Origin of the sequence: Streptomyces polyasparticus, assembly GCF_014493765.1 — a bacterium.
GTDB classification, from domain to species: Bacteria; Actinomycetota; Actinomycetes; order Streptomycetales; family Streptomycetaceae; genus Streptomyces; species Streptomyces polyasparticus.
In genome coordinates, this window is the sequence record NZ_JACTVJ010000002.1 from 290,540 (window position 1) to 307,337 (window position 16,798).

At 70.0% G+C, this 16,798-nt stretch carries 18 protein-coding genes; 13 read left to right on the forward strand and 5 right to left on the reverse strand.

All coding sequences use genetic code 11. The annotated features are described in order from the left end of the window. Positions 1-77: 77 nt before the first annotated feature. Entirely contained in the window at positions 78-563 is a 486-nt protein-coding gene (locus tag H9Y04_RS03355; protein ID WP_187812100.1) for a DUF4188 domain-containing protein, read from the forward strand. Positions 564-681: 118 nt separating this feature from the next. Here the strand turns inward: H9Y04_RS03355 and ndgR are convergent, their stop codons facing one another. Continuing rightward, positions 682-1,398 (reverse strand): IclR family transcriptional regulator NdgR, encoded by a 717-nt coding sequence (ndgR, locus tag H9Y04_RS03360; protein WP_147988306.1) that lies wholly within the window; start codon positions 1,396-1,398, stop codon positions 682-684. 196 nt (positions 1,399-1,594) lie between these two features. Between ndgR and leuC the strand changes: the two genes are divergently transcribed. The 5 genes from leuC (at position 1,595) to H9Y04_RS03385 (ending at position 5,270) form a co-directional block, all read left to right on the forward strand. Continuing rightward, positions 1,595-3,028: a 3-isopropylmalate dehydratase large subunit gene (gene leuC / locus H9Y04_RS03365; protein WP_187812101.1), complete on the forward strand. Its 1,434-nt coding sequence runs from the start codon at positions 1,595-1,597 to the stop codon at positions 3,026-3,028. A 6-nt stretch (positions 3,029-3,034) separates the two neighbouring features. Beyond that, positions 3,035-3,628: a 3-isopropylmalate dehydratase small subunit gene (gene leuD, locus H9Y04_RS03370; RefSeq protein ID WP_187812102.1), complete on the forward strand. Its 594-nt coding sequence runs from the start codon at positions 3,035-3,037 to the stop codon at positions 3,626-3,628. A 251-nt stretch (positions 3,629-3,879) separates the two neighbouring features. Further along, on the forward strand, positions 3,880-4,125 hold the full coding sequence (locus H9Y04_RS03375; RefSeq protein ID WP_187812103.1) for an SCO5555 family protein: 246 nt from the start codon (positions 3,880-3,882) through the stop codon (positions 4,123-4,125). A gap of 148 nt (positions 4,126-4,273) precedes the next feature. Further along, on the forward strand, positions 4,274-4,948 hold the full coding sequence (locus tag H9Y04_RS03380) for an HU family DNA-binding protein (protein ID WP_187812104.1): 675 nt from the start codon (positions 4,274-4,276) through the stop codon (positions 4,946-4,948). A gap of 118 nt (positions 4,949-5,066) precedes the next feature. After that, the gene (locus H9Y04_RS03385) at positions 5,067-5,270 is read left to right on the forward strand and encodes a hypothetical protein (RefSeq protein WP_187812105.1); all 204 of its coding nucleotides are present in this window, start codon (positions 5,067-5,069) and stop codon (positions 5,268-5,270) included. Here the strand turns inward: H9Y04_RS03385 and cofC are convergent. Beyond that, positions 5,242-5,922, reverse strand: coding sequence for a 2-phospho-L-lactate guanylyltransferase (cofC, locus tag H9Y04_RS03390; protein ID WP_187812106.1), 681 nt, complete (start codon positions 5,920-5,922; stop codon positions 5,242-5,244). The genes H9Y04_RS03385 and cofC overlap by 29 nt on opposite strands. Before the next feature lie 170 nt (positions 5,923-6,092). Here cofC and H9Y04_RS03395 point away from each other — a divergent pair, with 170 nt between their 5' ends. From H9Y04_RS03395 to H9Y04_RS03405, 3 genes are all read left to right on the forward strand, one after another. Continuing rightward, positions 6,093-6,851, forward strand: coding sequence for a lysophospholipid acyltransferase family protein (locus H9Y04_RS03395; RefSeq protein ID WP_187812107.1), 759 nt, complete (start codon positions 6,093-6,095; stop codon positions 6,849-6,851). After that, positions 6,848-7,858: an NAD(P)H-dependent glycerol-3-phosphate dehydrogenase gene (locus H9Y04_RS03400; RefSeq protein WP_187812108.1), complete on the forward strand. Its 1,011-nt coding sequence runs from the start codon at positions 6,848-6,850 to the stop codon at positions 7,856-7,858. The genes H9Y04_RS03395 and H9Y04_RS03400 overlap by 4 nt, the downstream gene beginning before the upstream one ends. Positions 7,859-7,955: 97 nt before the next feature. Then, the gene (locus H9Y04_RS03405; protein WP_187812109.1) at positions 7,956-9,137 is read left to right on the forward strand and encodes a D-alanine--D-alanine ligase family protein; all 1,182 of its coding nucleotides are present in this window, start codon (positions 7,956-7,958) and stop codon (positions 9,135-9,137) included. A gap of 66 nt (positions 9,138-9,203) precedes the next feature. Here H9Y04_RS03405 and H9Y04_RS03410 read toward each other — a convergent pair whose 3' ends face one another. Together H9Y04_RS03410 and H9Y04_RS03415 are read right to left on the reverse strand one after the other, a co-directional pair. After that, the gene (locus H9Y04_RS03410) at positions 9,204-9,686 is read right to left on the reverse strand and encodes a DUF3515 domain-containing protein (RefSeq protein ID WP_187812110.1); all 483 of its coding nucleotides are present in this window, start codon (positions 9,684-9,686) and stop codon (positions 9,204-9,206) included. Between the two features lie 20 nt (positions 9,687-9,706). Further along, the gene (locus H9Y04_RS03415; RefSeq protein ID WP_187812111.1) at positions 9,707-9,940 is read right to left on the reverse strand and encodes an Lrp/AsnC family transcriptional regulator; all 234 of its coding nucleotides are present in this window, start codon (positions 9,938-9,940) and stop codon (positions 9,707-9,709) included. A gap of 248 nt (positions 9,941-10,188) precedes the next feature. On the opposite strand from H9Y04_RS03415, the gene H9Y04_RS03420 reads away from it, so the two are divergent. Continuing rightward, positions 10,189-11,154: a thiamine-phosphate kinase gene (locus H9Y04_RS03420; protein ID WP_187812112.1), complete on the forward strand. Its 966-nt coding sequence runs from the start codon at positions 10,189-10,191 to the stop codon at positions 11,152-11,154. Further along, positions 11,151-11,945, forward strand: a complete 795-nt coding sequence (thiD, locus tag H9Y04_RS03425; protein ID WP_187812113.1) for a bifunctional hydroxymethylpyrimidine kinase/phosphomethylpyrimidine kinase — start codon at positions 11,151-11,153, stop codon at positions 11,943-11,945. The genes H9Y04_RS03420 and thiD overlap by 4 nt, the downstream gene beginning before the upstream one ends. A gap of 139 nt (positions 11,946-12,084) precedes the next feature. On the opposite strand, the gene rpmB is transcribed toward thiD, so the two are convergent. Then, positions 12,085-12,270 (reverse strand): 50S ribosomal protein L28, encoded by a 186-nt coding sequence (gene rpmB, locus H9Y04_RS03430; protein ID WP_004924906.1) that lies wholly within the window; start codon positions 12,268-12,270, stop codon positions 12,085-12,087. Positions 12,271-12,493: 223 nt separating this feature from the next. Here rpmB and H9Y04_RS03435 point away from each other — a divergent pair, with 223 nt between their 5' ends. Together H9Y04_RS03435 and recG are read left to right on the forward strand one after the other, a co-directional pair. After that, complete coding sequence (locus H9Y04_RS03435; protein WP_187812114.1) at positions 12,494-14,269, forward strand: DAK2 domain-containing protein; 1,776 nt, start codon at positions 12,494-12,496, stop codon at positions 14,267-14,269. Between the two features lie 70 nt (positions 14,270-14,339). Then, entirely contained in the window at positions 14,340-16,529 is a 2,190-nt protein-coding gene (gene recG / locus H9Y04_RS03440) for an ATP-dependent DNA helicase RecG (RefSeq protein ID WP_187812115.1), read from the forward strand. Positions 16,530-16,798 lie beyond the last annotated feature (269 nt).

Sequence of the window (16,798 nt, forward strand, 5' to 3'; positions counted from 1 at the left end):
CTTGCGCCTTCCGTTGGAGAGTGCGACTATCTAAACATGGATAGTGGCGCTATCCAATGAGTGGGAAGGGGAGCCCCATGAGCACCGAAGTGATCGCCGAGCGCAGGGTCGCCGCCGCCGAGGGCGATGTCGTCGTCTTCCTCATCGGGATGCGGATCAACAAGCTGCGCAAGGTGCGGAGTTGGCTGCCGGTGTTCCTCGCCATGCCGAAGATGCTGCGCGAGCTGTCCGAGGACAAGGAGTCCGGGCTGCTCGGCTACCGGCTGATGCTCGGCGGGCCGCGGCTCTTCACGGTCGTGCAGTACTGGGAGTCGAAGGAGAAGCTCCTCGAGTACGCCAAGGACACCGGCAGGAAGCACCGGCCGGCGTGGACCGCGTACAACCGCAGCGCGCGCAACGCCGGTGCTGCGGCGGGCATTTGGCACGAGACGTATCTGGTGCCCGCGGGCCGCTACGAGAACATCTACGTGAACATGCCGGAGTTCGGACTCGGGGCCGCATACGGCACTCAGCCGGTCGGCCGTCGCGGAGACCGCGCGGCCGACCGGCTGAAGGTGGCGTAAGGGTTTTTCGTCTGTCGAGTTCGTACGGGAAGCAGGGGCGCCCCATGGACGGTGGGGCGCCGACTCGGAGGGTCCGCCGCGGCGTTGAGGCGGACCTTCCTCGCGTAGGGGAGCGGACTCAGCCCGAGCGGCGCAGCGCTTCGGAGAGCCGGGCGGCCGCGTCGATGACGGCCTGGGCGTGCATACGGCCCGGGTGGCGGGTCAGGCGCTCGATCGGTCCGGAGACCGAGACGGCTGCGACCACGCGGTTGGACGGGCCGCGCACCGGCGCCGAGACCGAGGCCACGCCCGGCTCGCGCTCGCCGATCGACTGGGCCCAGCCCCGGCGGCGTACGCCGGAGAGCGCCGTGGCCGTGAAGCGGGCGCCCTGGAGGCCGCGGTGCAGGCGCTCGGGCTCCTCCCAGGCCATCAGGATCTGGGCCGAGGAGCCGGCCTTCATGGTGAGCGTGGAGCCGACCGGGACGGTGTCCCGCAGGCCGGACAGACGCTCGGCCGCGGCGACACAGATGCGCATGTCGCCCTGGCGGCGGTAGAGCTGGGCGCTCTCGCCCGTCACGTCCCGCAGGTGCGTGAGCACCGGGCCCGCCGTCGCGAGCAGACGGTCCTCGCCGGCCGCGGCCGCGAGCTCGGAGAGCCGGGGGCCGAGAATGAAACGGCCCTGCATGTCACGCGCCACCATGCGGTGGTGCTCAAGGGCCACGGCAAGGCGGTGTGCCGTGGGTCGTGCCAGTCCGGTGGCCGCGACCAGCCCTGCCAGGGTGGCCGGACCGGACTCCAGAGCGCTCAAGACCAGAGCCGCCTTGTCGAGAACGCCGACGCCGCTAGAGTTGTCCATGCGTCGATATTCGCGTCTCACTCTGTGAAACGCAAGTTCAATTTTTCCGGGAACTTGCCACCCTGTACGGACGACGGCCCGCGGTCACTCAGGACTCGGCGGGTCAGACGGCCGACGTCCGGTACGTGGGGAACGGACGTAGCCGTCATACATCTCTAGTTGAGCCGGGCGCACACCGCCGGCCGGAGGGAAAGCGATGGGTAGGACACTCGCGGAGAAGGTCTGGGACGACCACGTCGTCCGGCGCGCCGAGGGCGAGCCCGACCTCCTCTACATCGATCTGCACCTGCTGCACGAGGTGACCAGCCCGCAGGCCTTCGACGGCCTGCGCAAGAGCGGCCGCCAGGTGCGCAGGCTCGACCTCACCATCGCCACCGAGGACCACAACACCCCCACCCTCGACATCGACAAGCCGATCGCCGACCCGGTCTCGCGCGCCCAGCTGGAGACGCTGCGCAAGAACTGCGCGGACTTCGGCGTACGGCTGCACTCGCTCGGCGACGTCGAGCAGGGCGTCGTCCACGTGGTGGGACCGCAGCTGGGTCTGACCCAGCCGGGCACCACCGTGGTCTGCGGCGACTCGCACACCTCCACCCACGGTGCCTTCGGCGCCCTGGCGTTCGGCATCGGCACCTCGCAGGTCGAGCACGTACTCGCCACGCAGACGCTGCCGCTGGCCCGCCCGAAGACGATGGCCATCACGGTCGAGGGCGACGAACTGCCCGAGGGCGTCACGGCGAAGGACCTGATCCTGGCCATCATCGCCAGGATCGGCACCGGCGGCGGCCAGGGCTACATCCTCGAATACCGCGGCCCCGCCATCGAGAAGCTCTCGATGGAAGCCCGCATGACCATCTGCAACATGTCGATCGAGGCCGGCGCCCGCGCGGGCATGATCGCCCCCGACGAGACCACCTTCGAGTACATCAAGGGCCGCGACCACGCCCCGAAGGGCGAGGACTGGGACGCCGCCGTGGCGTACTGGAAGACCCTGAAGACCGACGAGGACGCGGAATTCGACGCCGAGGTCGTCATCAAGGCGGAGGAACTGGCCCCGTTCGTCACCTGGGGCACCAACCCCGGCCAGGGTGCCCCCCTGTCGGCCAGCGTCCCCGACCCTGCTTCGTACGAAGACGCTTCGGAGCGCCTGGCGGCCGAGAAGGCCCTGGAGTACATGGGTCTTGAGGCCGGCCAGCCGCTGCGCGACATCAAGGTCGACACCGTCTTCGTCGGCTCCTGCACCAACGGCCGTATCGAGGACCTGCGCGCGGCCGCCGCGATCGTCGAAGGCCGCAAAATCGCCGACGGCGTACGGATGCTGGTCGTGCCCGGCTCCGCTCGCGTGGGCCTGCAGGCCGTATCCGAGGGCCTGGACAAGGTCTTCAAGGAGGCCGGCGCCGAATGGCGGCACGCGGGCTGCTCGATGTGTCTGGGCATGAACCCCGACCAACTCGCCCCCGGCGAGCGCTCCGCGTCCACCTCCAACCGCAACTTCGAAGGCCGGCAGGGCAAGGGCGGCCGCACCCACCTGGTCTCGCCCCAGGTCGCCGCCGCCACCGCGGTACTGGGCCACTTGGCCTCGCCCGCCGACCTGTCCGAAGCCGACGCCCGTACGCCCGCTGGAGTCTGATCAGCCATGGAAGCATTCACCACGCACACCGGCCGGGCCGTGCCGCTGCGCCGCAGCAACGTCGACACCGACCAGATCATCCCCGCCCACTGGCTCAAGAAGGTGACCAGGGACGGCTTCGAGGACGGCCTGTTCGAGGCCTGGCGCAAGGACCCGGAGTTCATCCTCAACAAGGAGGAGCGCGTGGGCGCCACGGTCCTGGTCGCCGGACCCGACTTCGGCACCGGATCCTCCCGTGAACACGCCGTCTGGGCCCTGCAGAACTACGGCTTCAAGACGGTCATCTCCTCCCGCTTCGCAGACATCTTCCGCGGCAACTCGCTGAAGAACGGCCTCCTGACCGTGGTGCTCGACCAGAAGGTCGTGGACGCGCTCTGGGAGCTCACCGAGCAGGACCCGACCGCCGAAATCACCGTCGACCTGCGGGAACGCCAGGTTCTCGCCGAGGGCATCACCGCCGACTTCGAGTTGGACGAGAACGCCCGCTGGCGGCTCCTGAACGGCCTGGACGACATCTCCATCACCCTGCAGAACGAGGGCGACATCGCGGCGTACGAGGCGGACCGCCCCGCCTACAAGCCGCGCACCGTCCAGGTGTGATGCGCCATTCGGGCAAGTGAGCCCGGCAACTTTTCCGAACCGCGGTCTGCGTGCAGGCCGCGGTTCGGCGTTTTGGGCCCCGAGGGCGGCAAGTCCACCTGCACCAGGGCGAGTTGGCGCCCGCCGCCGTACGTGCCGAGGGCCCCGCGCGAGAGGCGACTTCAGGGGTGCGGCCGTCCCGAAATCCCCTTCTGCGCGGCACGCTGAGACCTCGTGAGGCGACAACTCAGGCCAGATGGCACAATCGGTGCATGGAACGCGATCGCCAACTCGAGCTCTACGGCGAGGTCGCGGACCAGCTGAAAGAGGCGCACCGCAAGGTGCGTGAACTGCAAGTACCGGAGAGCGTACGGATGGCGCTGACCCGGAAGCTGCTGGTCATTACGGCCGCGGCCAAACACGATCTCGCCGATGCGGCAAGACGCCTTGGGCAGTTCATGGATGAGCTGGACGCAAGGGCCTTATCCGATGGCGGATCCACGGACGGAACTCCTTGAAGCCCCCAGTTTGCTGCGGTTGAAGGCCCAGTTCGCTGCGGCACGTGGGTGATTCGCCCGTTTCGTGTTTGATTTGCGGTATATATCTGCCTAACGTGCGAAAAAGCCAGAACAGATTCGTTCCGGCAATGTCTCCGAAGGGGAAGACGTGAACAAGGCGCAGCTCGTAGAAGCGATTGCCGACAAGGTCGGTGGCCGTCAGCAGGCCTCCGACGCCGTCGACGCCGTACTGGACGCCATCGTCCGTGCCGTGGTCAACGGTGACCGCGTATCGGTCACGGGCTTCGGCTCGTTCGAGAAGGTCGACCGTCCGGCCCGTTACGCCCGCAACCCGCAGACGGGTGAGCGCGTGCGGGTCAAGAAGACCTCGGTGCCGCGCTTCCGCGCGGGCCAGGGCTTCAAGGACCTCGTGAGCGGCTCCAAGAAGCTCCCGAAGAACGACGTGGCGGTCAAGAAGGCGCCCAAGGGCAGCCTGTCCGGCGGCGCTTCCGCGACGGTCAAGAAGGCTGCGGCCAAGAAGGCCACCGCCAAGAAGACCACGGCGAAGAAGGCCACCCCCGCCAAGAAGACCGCGGCGAAGAAGACCACCGCGAAGAAGACGGTCGCCAAGAAGGCCACCGCCAAGAAGACGACGGCCAAGAAGACCGTCGCCAAGAAGGCGGCCACGGCCAAGAAGACCGTCGCCAAGAAGGCGGCTCCGGCCAAGAAGGCGACGGCGAAGAAGACCGCCCCCGCCAAGAAGGCCGTGGCGAAGAAGGCGCCCGCCAAGAAGTCGACGGCGCGCAAGACCACCGCCAAGAAGGCCACCGCCAGGAAGAAGTGACGAGCGGCGGCGCAGCTGGATGCCGCCGCCCTCTGCAGGGCTCACTCACGCGCCGGGCCGGTTCCCCTCCAAGGGGGGACCGGCCCGCGGTGCGTTCGCGGGCCGATACGCTGCGGGCATGCAGGCCACCGCGTACACGTACGACTCCGAGACCCGCAGCGGCAGTGTCCTCCTCGACGACGGCACCCCCCTCGACTTCCCCGCAGAGGCCTTCGACGCCGGCGGGCTCAGGCTGCTCAGGCCGGGTCAGCGCGTACGGATCGAGGTCGAGGGCGAAGGCGGGAGCCGGCGGATCACGCTGGTGACTCTGCAGACCTTCTGAACATCTCGGCGCTGCGCGGCCCGAGGCCAAGCCGGTGGGCGGCTTCGAGGTCCTCCCAGGTGTCCACGTCCTGACGGACGCTCTCGACCCCGGCGAGAGCGATCTCGACCGCTCCCGACGCCGTGTGGCGGGCGCGTGAGGCGCCGCCGAAAGCCGGGGCCAGTTCCGTTCCGGGGGCGGCCGAGAGCAGCGTCGTACCGATTCCGGCGGCATCCGCGAGAAATGCCCGCGGAAATTGGGCCGCATTGTCGAGTACCGCGGTCAATTCTTCCGGGCGCAGTGCCGGCAGATCGGCGTTGAGGGCCGCAACGGCCGCTTCGGGCCGCAGGGCCCGCACGGCCCGCTCCCCGTGCCTGAGCGCGGCGTTCAGGCCGGTGGCGGGTTCGTCGCGCACGATCAGGGCGCCGAGCGCCCCGAGTTCCCTTCCGGCCAGCTCGTCGTCCGTGACGACCACCACATCCCGTACGGCGGGACAGGCCGCCACCGCCGCCACTGTGTCCTGGGCGAACGCCAGGGCCAGCGAAGGGCGCAAGGGCGTCGTCTCCTGCCGGGCGAACGGCCCCACAAGCCTGCTCTTCGCCCGCGCCAGGGGCTTCAGGGGTATGACCAGGGTCCACGCGAGCGGCGTGGGCCGGCCGTTGTCGGTGCGCATCGCGCCCATTCTGGCCCGGGGTCCGCCGGAGCGGGCCCCGAGGGGCCCATGCAGGGGCGGTGCGCTCGGGGACGTGGGCGTACGGTGTTCTCGACAGACCGGGGACCTGGGGCGACACTTGTGCGGCCGCCCACCCGAGCATGCACAGGTCCGTAGAGGAAGGTGTCCGAGTGCCCCGCCGCAGAATCGGCTTCTGGTACCGCCTTGCGGCGGTCATCGCCAAACCGCCGCTGATTGTTCTCCTGAAGCGGGACTGGCGCGGGATGGAACACATTCCGGCCGAGGGCGGATTTATCACCGCGGTGAACCACAATTCGCATGTCGACCCATTGGCATACGCGCACTATCAGTACAACACCGGACGTGTGCCGCGTTTCCTTGCCAAGCACGGGCTTTTCAAGAGTGGTTTTGTCGGCTTGATGATGCGGGAGACCGGACAGATCCCCGTCTACCGCGAGTCCACCGATGCGCTGAGCGCCTTTCGCGCCGCCATCGACGCCGTCGAGCGCGGGGAATGCGTCGCCTTCTATCCGGAGGGCACGATCACCCGTGACCCGGACCAGTGGCCGATGACCGCGAAGACCGGCGCCGCCCGGGTCGCGCTGCAGACCAAGTGCCCGGTGATTCCCGTCGCGCAGTGGGGCGCCAACGAACTGCTCCCGCCGTACGCGAAGAAGCCCGACCTCTTCCCGCGCAAGACCAGCCGTGTGCTCGCCGGTCCGCCGGTGGACCTTTCGGCCTTCTACGACCGGGAGATGACCCCCGAACTCCTGCAGGAGGCAACGGAGGTCATCATGCGCCACATCACCGCACTGCTCGAGGAGCTGCGCGGCGAGAAGGCCCCCGAGAAGCCGTACGACCCGCGTCTGGCGCGGATCGAGCAGCGCCGCAAGCTGGCCGAACGCGAAGGTGAGGGCGAGAAGAAGTGAGTGCACCGGTGAAGGCGGCCGTTTTCGGTACGGGTTCGTGGGGGACGGCCTTCGCGATGGTGCTCGCGGACGCGGGCTGCGAGGTGACGCTCTGGGGGCGCAGGCCCGAGCTCGCCGAGGCCATCAACTCCACGCGCAGGAACCCCGACTACCTCCCGGACGTCGAACTCCCCGAGCGGGTAAAGGCGACGACGGATGCCGCCGAAGCCGCGGCGGACGCCGACTTCACGGTGCTCGCGGTGCCCTCGCAGACCCTGCGCGCCAACCTGACGCGGTGGACGCCGGTGCTCGCCCCCGACACCGTTCTCGTCTCGCTGATGAAGGGCGTCGAGCTCGGCACGGCCATGCGCATGAGCGAGGTCATCGCGGATGTCACCAAGGCACCCGCCGAGCGCATCGCCATCGTCACCGGCCCCAACCTGGCCCGCGAGATCGCCGCACGGCAGCCCGCGGCAGCGGTCGTGGCCTGCAGCGACGAAGCGGTCGCCAAGCGGCTCCAGGCTGCCTGCCACACCCCGTACTTCCGCCCGTACACCGAAACCGATGTCGTCGGCTGCGAACTCGGCGGCGCCGTCAAGAACGTGATCGGTCTCGCCGTTGGTATCGCGGACGGCATGGGCCTGGGCGACAACACCAAGGGCTCGCTGATCACCCGCGGCCTCGCCGAGACCGCCCGGCTCGGGCTCGCGATGGGCGCCGACCCGCTCACGTTCTCCGGACTCGCGGGTCTGGGCGACCTCGTGGCCACCTGCTCCTCGCCGTTGTCGCGCAACCACACCTTCGGTACGAACCTCGGCAAGGGCATGACCCTCGAGGAGACCATCGCGGTCACCAAGCAGACCGCCGAAGGCGTCAAGTCCTGTGAATCCGTTGCCGATCTGGCCCGGCGGCACGGGGTCGAGATGCCGATCACGGACACCGTCGTGGACATCGTGCACAACGGGAAGCCGCCGCTGGTCGCCGTCAAGGAACTCATGTCGCGCACCGCGAAGGCCGAGCGCCACTGACCTCCATGTCATAGCGGCGTCACGGTCCGTGACACCGGCAGGGCCTGCGCGCCGGGGCTCCCAGGGGCGCGGTCACGCAAGGTAGTCTCAACGCGATATGAGCAGCGAGACCTCCTCCCAGAGCCCCGTCCCCGCCTCCTCCGGTGGGAACGGCGGGAATGTACGCAAGCCGCGTGTGGCCGTCGTGTTCGGCGGACGCAGCTCCGAGCACGGCATCTCGGTCGTCACGGCCGGTGCGGTCCTGAACGCCATCGACCGCACCAAGTACGACGTGCTGCCGATCGGCATCACCTCGGACGGCCGGTGGATGCTGACCGCCGACGAACCCGAGCGGATGGCCATCGCCGACCGCAAGGTGCCGACCGTCGAACAGGTCGCCGAGAACAGCGAGGGCGGCGTCATCCTGCCGGTCGACCCCGCCAACCGCGAGGTCGTCTACACCGAGCCGGGCAGCGTGCCCAAGGCGCTCGGCGAGGTCGACGTCGTCTTCCCGATGCTGCACGGTCCGTACGGCGAGGACGGCACCCTCCAAGGACTCCTCGAGCTCTCCGGAACGCCCTACGTGGGCTCCGGCGTCCTGGCCTCCGCGGTCGGCCAGGACAAGGAGTACATGAAGCGCGTCTTCACCTCCTTCGGCCTGCCCGTCGGCCCGTACCTGGTGATCCGCCCGCGCGAGTGGGAGCACGACAGGGCCGACGCCCGTCAGAAGATCGCCGAGTTCGCCGGTGAGCACGGCTGGCCGCTCTTCATCAAGCCGGCCCGCGCGGGCTCCTCCTTCGGCATCACCAAGGTCGACTCCTTCGACGGCCTGGACGAGGCCATCGAGGAGGCCCGGCGCCACGACCCGAAGTTCCTCGTCGAGGCGCTGCTTCGCGGGCGCGAGATCGAGTGCGGCGTCCTGGAGTTCGAGGACGGCCCGCGCGCCAGCGTGCCCGCGGAGATCCCGCCGGTCACCGACCACGAGTTCTACGACTTCGAGGCCAAGTACATCGACTCGGCCTCCGGCCTCGTGCCGGCGCCGCTGACCCCCGAGCAGACCGCCGAGGTGCAGCGCCTCGCGGTCGCGGCCTTCGACGCGGCCAGCTGCGAGGGCCTCGTGCGCGCGGACTTCTTCCTCACCGAGGACGGCGAGTTCGTGATCAACGAGATCAACACGATGCCCGGCTTCACGCCCATCTCCATGTACCCGCGCATGTGGCAGGAGAGCGGCGTCTCGTACCCGGAGCTGGTGGACCGCCTGGTGCAGGCGGCGCTGCGGCGCTCCACCGGGCTGCGCTAGCCGTCACGCACGCCCCACACGAAAGCCGGGCTCCGCACATGGTGCGGAGCCCGGCTTTCTGTCCTGTCAGGTGGCGACGCCTTCGGGCACGGTCTTCTTGACCACGCGCCCGAGGTCCACGAGCGAGCCCGCACCCTGCTTCGCGTGCTCCTTGCTGATGGTGACCTCGACATAGGCCTCGCGCAGAGCGCTCGTAAACCGGTACGAACCGTCCCCCGGTTCCTCTATGAGCCAGCCGAGGCCGTCCACGGTGGTGGTCGGCGGGTTCGGCTCCTGCATCTTCGGGGGTTGCGTGACTCCGCAGCGCAGTATGATCGCCGAGCCTCCCCACCCCGCGGTGAACTCCGAGTCCGGCTCGGGATCGCTCCGGTCGAGGCCGTCCAGCTGCTCGGGCAGTGCCTCGTGCAGTTTCCGGCAGTGGCCGGACGTCCGGGAGTCGGGGGAGGGAACCGAGACCGTCACCGCGTCGTCCGTCCATGAGCAGCCTGTGGCGAACAGCAGTACGCCGAGGGCGGGGAGTGGGACGAGCCGGCGAAGGAAGAAGTTCACCGGCCAAGCGTAGACGGGGACTACAAGTGCACGACCGGGCAGGTCAGGGTGCGGGTGATGCCGTCCACTTGCTGGACTTTGGCAACCACCATGCGACCGAGGTCGTCCACGGTGTCCGCCTGCGCGCGGACGATGACATCGTAGGGACCGGTGACGTCCTCGGCCTGGAGCACGCCGGGGATCTTGCCGATGAGTTCGGCGACGGTCGACGCCTTGCCGACCTCGGTCTGGATCAGGATGTACGCCTGTACCACGGAACCTCCAGGGCGGCCACGAGGATCAACGCGGGGATCGCGGGGATCATGCGGGGGAAAGGGACGCCACGGTATCGCGTTGCCGCATCCCGCGGGGAGACCCGCGGGGCCGCAGGTACGTATGCCGGGGACGGTGCACCTGTGCGTGCCTCGGGGTGCGCACACAAGAAGTTGACGTATTCGTTGACGGTACCCGCGGCCGATGGGGCCCGCTACCGCAAGGGCAATGGCGCAGAAAGGGCGATGGGATGAAGGGCACCGTGGGGGAGCTCGGCGAGTTCGGGCTCATCAGAGAGCTCACCTCCCGGCTCACGACCACTCCGGCGGTCAGGATCGGGCCCGGCGACGACGCCGCGGTCGTGTCCGCGCCGGACCGCAGGGTCGTGGCGAGCACCGACATCCTGCTCGAAGGGCGGCACTTCCGCCGCGACTGGTCCACGGCCTACGACGTCGGCCGCAAGGCGGCCGCGCAGAACCTCGCCGACATCGCCGCGATGGGCGCCGTACCGACCGCGCTCCTGCTCGGACTTGTGGTCCCCGCGGACCTCCCGGTCACGTGGGCAACGGAGTTGATGGACGGCCTGCGCGACGAATGCCAGGTCGCGGGCGCGGCCGTGGTGGGCGGCGATGTCGTACGCGGTGACACGATCACCGTGTCGATCACGGCACTTGGCGATCTGCGCAACCACGAACCGGTGACACGCGGCGGCGCACAGCCCGGCGATGTCGTCGCGTACACGGGCTGGCTCGGCTGGTCCGCCGCAGGCCACGCGGTCCTTTCGCGGGGCTTCCGCTCGCCGCGCGCGTTCGTCGAGGCGCACCGCCGCCCGGAGCCCCCGTACCACGCGGGTCCCGCGGCGGCCGGGCTCGGGGCGACCGCGATGTCCGACGTGAGCGACGGACTGATCGCCGACCTCGGCCATATCGCCGAGGCCAGCAAGGTCCGTATCGACATCAAGTCCGGTGCGATGGACGTGCCTTCGCAGATGAACGACATCGGCCAGGCCGTCGGCGTCGACCCGATGCAGTGGGTGCTCAACGGCGGCGAGGACCACGCGATCGTGGCCACCTTCCCCGCGGACGTGAAGCTGCCGGCCCGCTGGAAGGTCATCGGCGAGGTGCTCAACCCCTCCGCGCTTCCGCAGGTGACCGTCGACGGCGCGCCCTGGACGAGCAAGGGCTGGGACCACTTCGGCGGGGACGACGAGTCGTGACTCGGCCGCCCTTGGTGCTCACCGTCGCGGGCTCGGACTCCGGCGGTGGCGCCGGCATCCAGGCCGACCTCAAGACGATGCTCGCGCTCGGTACGCACGGGATGAGCGTGCTCACCGCCGTCACCGCGCAGAACTCCCTGGGCGTCCAAGGGGTTTGGGAACTTCCGGTCGAAGCGGTACGCGCCCAGTACCGCAGCGTCGTCGACGACATCGGCGTACAGGCCGTGAAGACCGGCATGCTGGCCTCGCCCGAACTGGTCGAGGCGGTCGCGGAGTTGCTGGCCGGCACGGACGCGCCGGCGGTGGTCGACCCGGTGGGTGTGTCCAAGCACGGCGACTCGCTCCTCGCGGAGGCGGCGCTCGATTCCGTACGGACGAAGCTGCTGCCGGTCGCCACCGTCGCCACGCCCAACCTGGACGAGGTGGCCCAGCTCACGGGCGTACAGGTCCGCGGCGAAGGTGATCTGCGGCGGGCCGCGGCGGCTCTGCTGGAGTTCGGCCCCCGGTGGGCTCTGATCAAGGGCGGCCATCTGACGGGCGAGGCCGTCGATCTCCTCACGGACGGCTCCGAGGAACTGTGGCTGCGCGCCCCGCGCCACGACAACCGCCACACCCACGGCACCGGCTGCACCCTGGCCAGCGCGATCGCGGCGGGTCTGGCGAAGGGGCTGGACGTACCGGAGGCGGTGACGGCCGCCAAGGACTATGTGACGGGGGCGATCGCGGCGGGGTTCGCGCTGGGTGCGGGTATCGGTCCGGTCGACCATGCGTGGCGGCTGCGCGAAGCGTGAGCATACGTGAAGGGGGCCTGAGCGGGTGCGCTCAGGCCCCCTTCACGTATCACGGAAAGGTGTCACCGAACAGCAAGAAGCCGGTCCACCCGAGGTGGACCGGCTTCTTGCAGCAACCAGCTAGGTGGCCGCGCTGCGATTAGCGCGAGACCTTGCCGGCCTTGATGCACGAGGTGCAAGCGTTCACGCGCTTCGGCGTCCCGCCGACCACGGTACGAACGCGCTGGATGTTCGGGTTCCAGCGGCGCGGCGTACGGCGGTGCGAGTGCGAGATGTTGTTGCCGAAGCCCGGGCCCTTGCCACAGACGTCGCAGTTGGCAGCCACGGGTCACTCCAAAGACTTCAGATGCTCTTACGGTTGAAACCCGGCCATGCCGAGTCGAGTTCCGCGAAGGATCTGAGTGGCACTGCCAGGGAATGGCCCGATTCGAATCGGGCAACCGAAGCAGCATACATCGGCTGCGTCGGTACAAGAAAACTACCATGTCCCGCCCGGCCCCAGCTCCGGTCCTTGGTCCTCCTCGGCACCGGGCAGCACTAGTCTGCGAATGATCCCGCTGCTCACAGGAGGCACAGTGCCGCAGACCCCCGACGCACTCGTGGTGCGCGGCTGGTGCGGACTCGCGCTGGACGCCCTCGGGCGGGCGCGCGAGGAGATCGACGCCATCAACGTCTATCCCGTGGCCGACGCGGACACGGGCACGAACCTCTATCTGACCGTGGAATCGGCGGCCGGCGCCGTGGAGGCGATCTTCGCCGCGCACGAGGCGGCCGGTTCTCCCGATGGGCCTTCGCTCGCCGAGGCGGTACGGGCGATGGCGCACGGCGCCCTGATCGGGGCGCGGGGCAATTCCGGGACGATCCTGGCGCAGCTGCTGCGGGGGATGTCGCAGGTGCTCGCGGGGGAGGGTGACCTTTCTCACGGGGCGTCCGAGACCTCCGGGACTTCCGAGCCTTCCGGGACCTCCGAGCCTTCCGAGGCGGGAGAAGCATCCGAGGCGCGGGCCCGGCGCCTGAAGGAAGCCCTGCGGCACGCGGCGGCGTCCGGCTACCAGGCGGTCGCCCACCCCGTGGAAGGCACGGTGCTCTCCGTGGCGACCGCTGCCGCCGAGGCTGCCGGGGAAGCCCCGGACGACTGCTCCGCCGTGGTCAGGGCCGCGTACGACGGGGCCTGTGCCGCGCTGGAGCGGACGCCGGGACAGCTGGCCGTGCTCGGGCGCGCGGGCGTCGTGGACGCCGGCGGACGCGGCCTGGTCGCGGTGCTCGGTGCGCTCGTGGAGGCGGTGTCGGGACAGGTGGTCGCCGCGTACGGACCGGTGGACTCCGGCGCTCGCGTGCACGCGGAGGGCGGCCCGCTCGGGACGCCGGCCGAGGTCTGCGGTCCGGAACCCTCCGGCGGGCCCGCCTTCGAGGTGATCTACCTCCTGGAGGCCGAGGACGACGCACGGGTCGAACGCCTGAAGACCCGCCTCGACGCGCTCGGCGACTCCCTGGTCGTGGTCGGCGGCGACGGTCTGTGGAACGTCCATGTCCATGTGGACGACGCGGGTGCCGCGGTCGAGGCGGGAGTGGAGGCCGGACGCCCGTACCGCATCCGCATCACGCACTTCGGGGCCGAGGACGCGCACAGCGCGGGCTTCGTGGCTCCGCAGCGCGAGAAGGCGCAGCGCGCGATCGTGGCCGTCGTACCGGGCGAGGGCCTGGCCGGTCTGTACGCGGAAGCCGGCGCCACCACCGTGCTCGCACGCCCGGGGGAGCCGCCCGCGAGCGGTGAGCTGGTCGAGGCGGTCCGGCGCGCGCACGCGCGTGAGGTGGTGCTGCTTCCCAATGACGCCGATCTGCGGCACACCGCCGCCGCGGCCGCGGAGCAGGCGCGCACCGAAGGGGTACGGGTGGCCCTGATCCCGACCCGCTCGGCGGTCCAGGGCATCGCGGCGCTCGCCGTGCACGAACCCGAGCGGCGCTTCGACGAGGACGTGGTCGCGATGACGGCCGCGGCCGGCGCGACCCGCTACGGCGAACTGGCCGTGGCGGAACGCCAGTCGTGGACCATGGCCGGCATCTGCCAGGCCGGGGACATGCTCGGCCTGATCGACGGGGACGTGGCCGTGATCGGCGCGGACCTCACGGTCACCGCCCGTTCCGTCCTCGACCGGATGCTGTCCGCGGGCGGCGAGATGGTGACCCTGGTGGTCGGCGACGAGGTCCCCGAGGACGTGGCCGCGACGCTCGAAGAGCACGTACGCGAGGCGTATCTCGCGGTGGACACCGTGGTGTACCGCGGCGGGCGGAAGTCGGCATTGCTCCTGATCGGGGTCGAATAGCCCCGCCGGGCACGGCACCTGGACCGGAGTTGTCCACAGGTCGCCCCGCCTGTCAGTCCCGTGGTGTGCAATGGACCGCGTGCCCGTGCTCGAAGAACCGCTGAAGAAACTGCTCGGCCCCGCCACCGCGAAGGTGATGGCCGAGCATCTCGACCTGCACACCGTCGGGGATCTGCTCCACCACTATCCGCGGCGGTACGCGGAGCGGGGTGAGCTCACCGCGCTGTCCGACCTGCCGCTGGACGAGCATGTGACGGTCGTCGCCCAGGTCGCCACCGCCCGCATCCTGAAGTTCAACAACGGGCGCGGCCAGCGCCTCGAAGTGACCATCACCGACGGCAGCGGCCAGCTCCAGCTGGTGTTCTTCGGCCGGGGCATCCACAAGCCGCACAAGGACCTGCTGCCCGGCACCCGCGCGATGTTCGCGGGCAAGGTATCGGCCTTCAACCGCAAGCTCCAACTGGCCCATCCCGCATACGAGTTGCTGCGCGGCGACAGCTCGGAGGCGGTGGACAGCTGGGCCGGAGCCCTGATCCCGATCTATCCGGCCACGGCCAAGCTGGAGTCCTGGAAGATCGCCAAGGCCGTGGACGCGGTGCTGCCGAGCGCCAAGGAGGCGGTCGACCCGCTGCCCCGTTCGCTGCGCGACGGACGCGGTCTCGTCACGCTCCCCGAAGCGCTGCTCAAGATCCACCGGCCGCACGGCAAGGGCGACATCGCCGAGGCCAAGGACCGTCTCAAGTGGGACGAGGCCTTCGTCCTGCAGGTCGCGCTGGCCCGCAGGCGGTACGCGGAGACCCAGCTCCCGGCCGTCGCCCGCAGGCCGCAGCCGGGCGGGCTGCTCGACGCCTTCGACGCGAAGCTCCCGTTCACGCTGACCGAGGGCCAGGAGAAGGTCTCCAAGGAGATCTTCGACGACCTCGCCACCGAGCACCCGATGCACCGGCTGCTGCAGGGCGAGGTCGGCTCCGGCAAGACCATGGTGGCCCTGCGCGCGATGCTCGCCGTCGTGGACGCCGGGGGACAGGCCGCGATGCTGGCGCCCACCGAGGTGCTCGCCCAGCAGCACCACCGTTCGGTGACCGAGATGATGGGCGAGCTGGCCGAGGGAGGCATGCTCGGCGGCACGGAGCACGCCACCAAGGTGGTCCTGCTCACCGGCTCCATGGGCGCGGCCGGCCGCCGTCAGGCCCTGCTCGACCTGGCCACCGGCGAGGCCGGGATCGTGATCGGCACGCATGCGCTGATCGAGGACAAGGTGCAGTTCCACGATCTGGGTCTGGTCGTGGTCGACGAGCAGCACCGCTTCGGCGTGGAGCAGCGCGACGCCTTGCGCAGCAAGGGCAAGCAGCCCCCGCATCTCCTGGTCATGACCGCGACCCCGATCCCGCGCACGGTCGCGATGACCGTCTTCGGCGACCTGGAGACCTCGGTTCTCGACCAACTCCCCGCCGGGCGCTCGCCGATCGCCACCCACGTCGTGCCCGCCGCCGACAAACCGCACTTCCTCGCGCGCGCCTGGGAGCGCGTGCGCGAGGAGGTGGAGAACGGGCACCAGGCGTACGTGGTCTGCCCGCGCATCGGCGACGACCTCGACGACAAGGCGAGCGCCAAGAAGAAGTCCGCGGAGGACGAGGCCGAGAAGCGTCCGCCCCTCGCCGTCGTCGAGGTGGCCGAGCAGCTGGCAGCGGGACCGCTCGCGGGGCTGAAGGTGGAGATCCTGCACGGCCGGATGGCACCGGACGACAAGGACGCCGTGATGCGCCGCTTCGCCGCGGGCGAGGTCGACGTGCTGGTCGCCACGACCGTCATCGAGGTGGGCGTGAACGTGCCGAACGCCACCGCCATGGTGATCATGGACGCCGACCGTTTCGGCGTCTCCCAGCTCCACCAGCTGCGCGGGCGCGTGGGCCGTGGCTCGGCCCCGGGCCTGTGCCTCCTCGTCACGGAGATGCCGGAGGCGAGCCCTGCCCGCGGCCGCCTGAGCGCAGTCGCCTCGACCCTCGACGGCTTCGAACTCTCCCGCATCGACCTGGAGCAACGCCGCGAGGGCGACGTCCTCGGCCAGGCCCAGTCGGGCGTCCGCTCCTCGCTGCGCGTCCTCGCGGTGATCGAGGACGAGGAGGTCATCGCGGAAGCCCGCGAGGAAGCGGTCACTCTGGTCTCCAAGGACCCGGAGCTGGCCCACTACCCGGAGCTGCGGACGGCGCTGGATGCGTTGGTGGACAAGGAGCGGGAGCAGTACCTGGAGAAGGGGTGAGCATTTCAGCTCCACTTCAGCCCCTGCGGCGTTTGAGCAGGCGGGGTCTGGGGGCGCAGCCCCCAGTGGGGGCAAGGGGCGAAGCCCCCGGTTTCGGGAAGGGGCGGGTAGGGGAAATCCGCCCGCCGCAGGCGCAACCGGCCCGCACTCGGCAACGAGACCGCAGGCGCCACCCACCCAGCCCGAACGGACCCGCAGGCGCCACCCACCCAGCCCGAACGGACCCGCAGGCGCCACCCACCCAGCCCGAACGGACCCGCAGGCGCCAC

Coding starts and splice junctions, on each gene's coding strand:
- H9Y04_RS03355 (WP_187812100.1), top strand. CDS start 78: ATGAGCACCGAAGTGATCGCCGAGCGCAGGGTCGCCGCCGCCGAGGGC.
- ndgR (WP_147988306.1), bottom strand. CDS start 1,398: ATGGACAACTCTAGCGGCGTCGGCGTTCTCGACAAGGCGGCTCTGGTC.
- leuC (WP_187812101.1), top strand. CDS start 1,595: ATGGGTAGGACACTCGCGGAGAAGGTCTGGGACGACCACGTCGTCCGG.
- leuD (WP_187812102.1), top strand. CDS start 3,035: ATGGAAGCATTCACCACGCACACCGGCCGGGCCGTGCCGCTGCGCCGC.
- H9Y04_RS03375 (WP_187812103.1), top strand. CDS start 3,880: ATGGAACGCGATCGCCAACTCGAGCTCTACGGCGAGGTCGCGGACCAG.
- H9Y04_RS03385 (WP_187812105.1), top strand. CDS start 5,067: ATGCAGGCCACCGCGTACACGTACGACTCCGAGACCCGCAGCGGCAGT.
- cofC (WP_187812106.1), bottom strand. CDS start 5,922: ATGCGCACCGACAACGGCCGGCCCACGCCGCTCGCGTGGACCCTGGTC.
- H9Y04_RS03405 (WP_187812109.1), top strand. CDS start 7,956: ATGAGCAGCGAGACCTCCTCCCAGAGCCCCGTCCCCGCCTCCTCCGGT.
- H9Y04_RS03420 (WP_187812112.1), top strand. CDS start 10,189: ATGAAGGGCACCGTGGGGGAGCTCGGCGAGTTCGGGCTCATCAGAGAG.
- H9Y04_RS03435 (WP_187812114.1), top strand. CDS start 12,494: ATGATCCCGCTGCTCACAGGAGGCACAGTGCCGCAGACCCCCGACGCA.
- recG (WP_187812115.1), top strand. CDS start 14,340: ATGGACCGCGTGCCCGTGCTCGAAGAACCGCTGAAGAAACTGCTCGGC.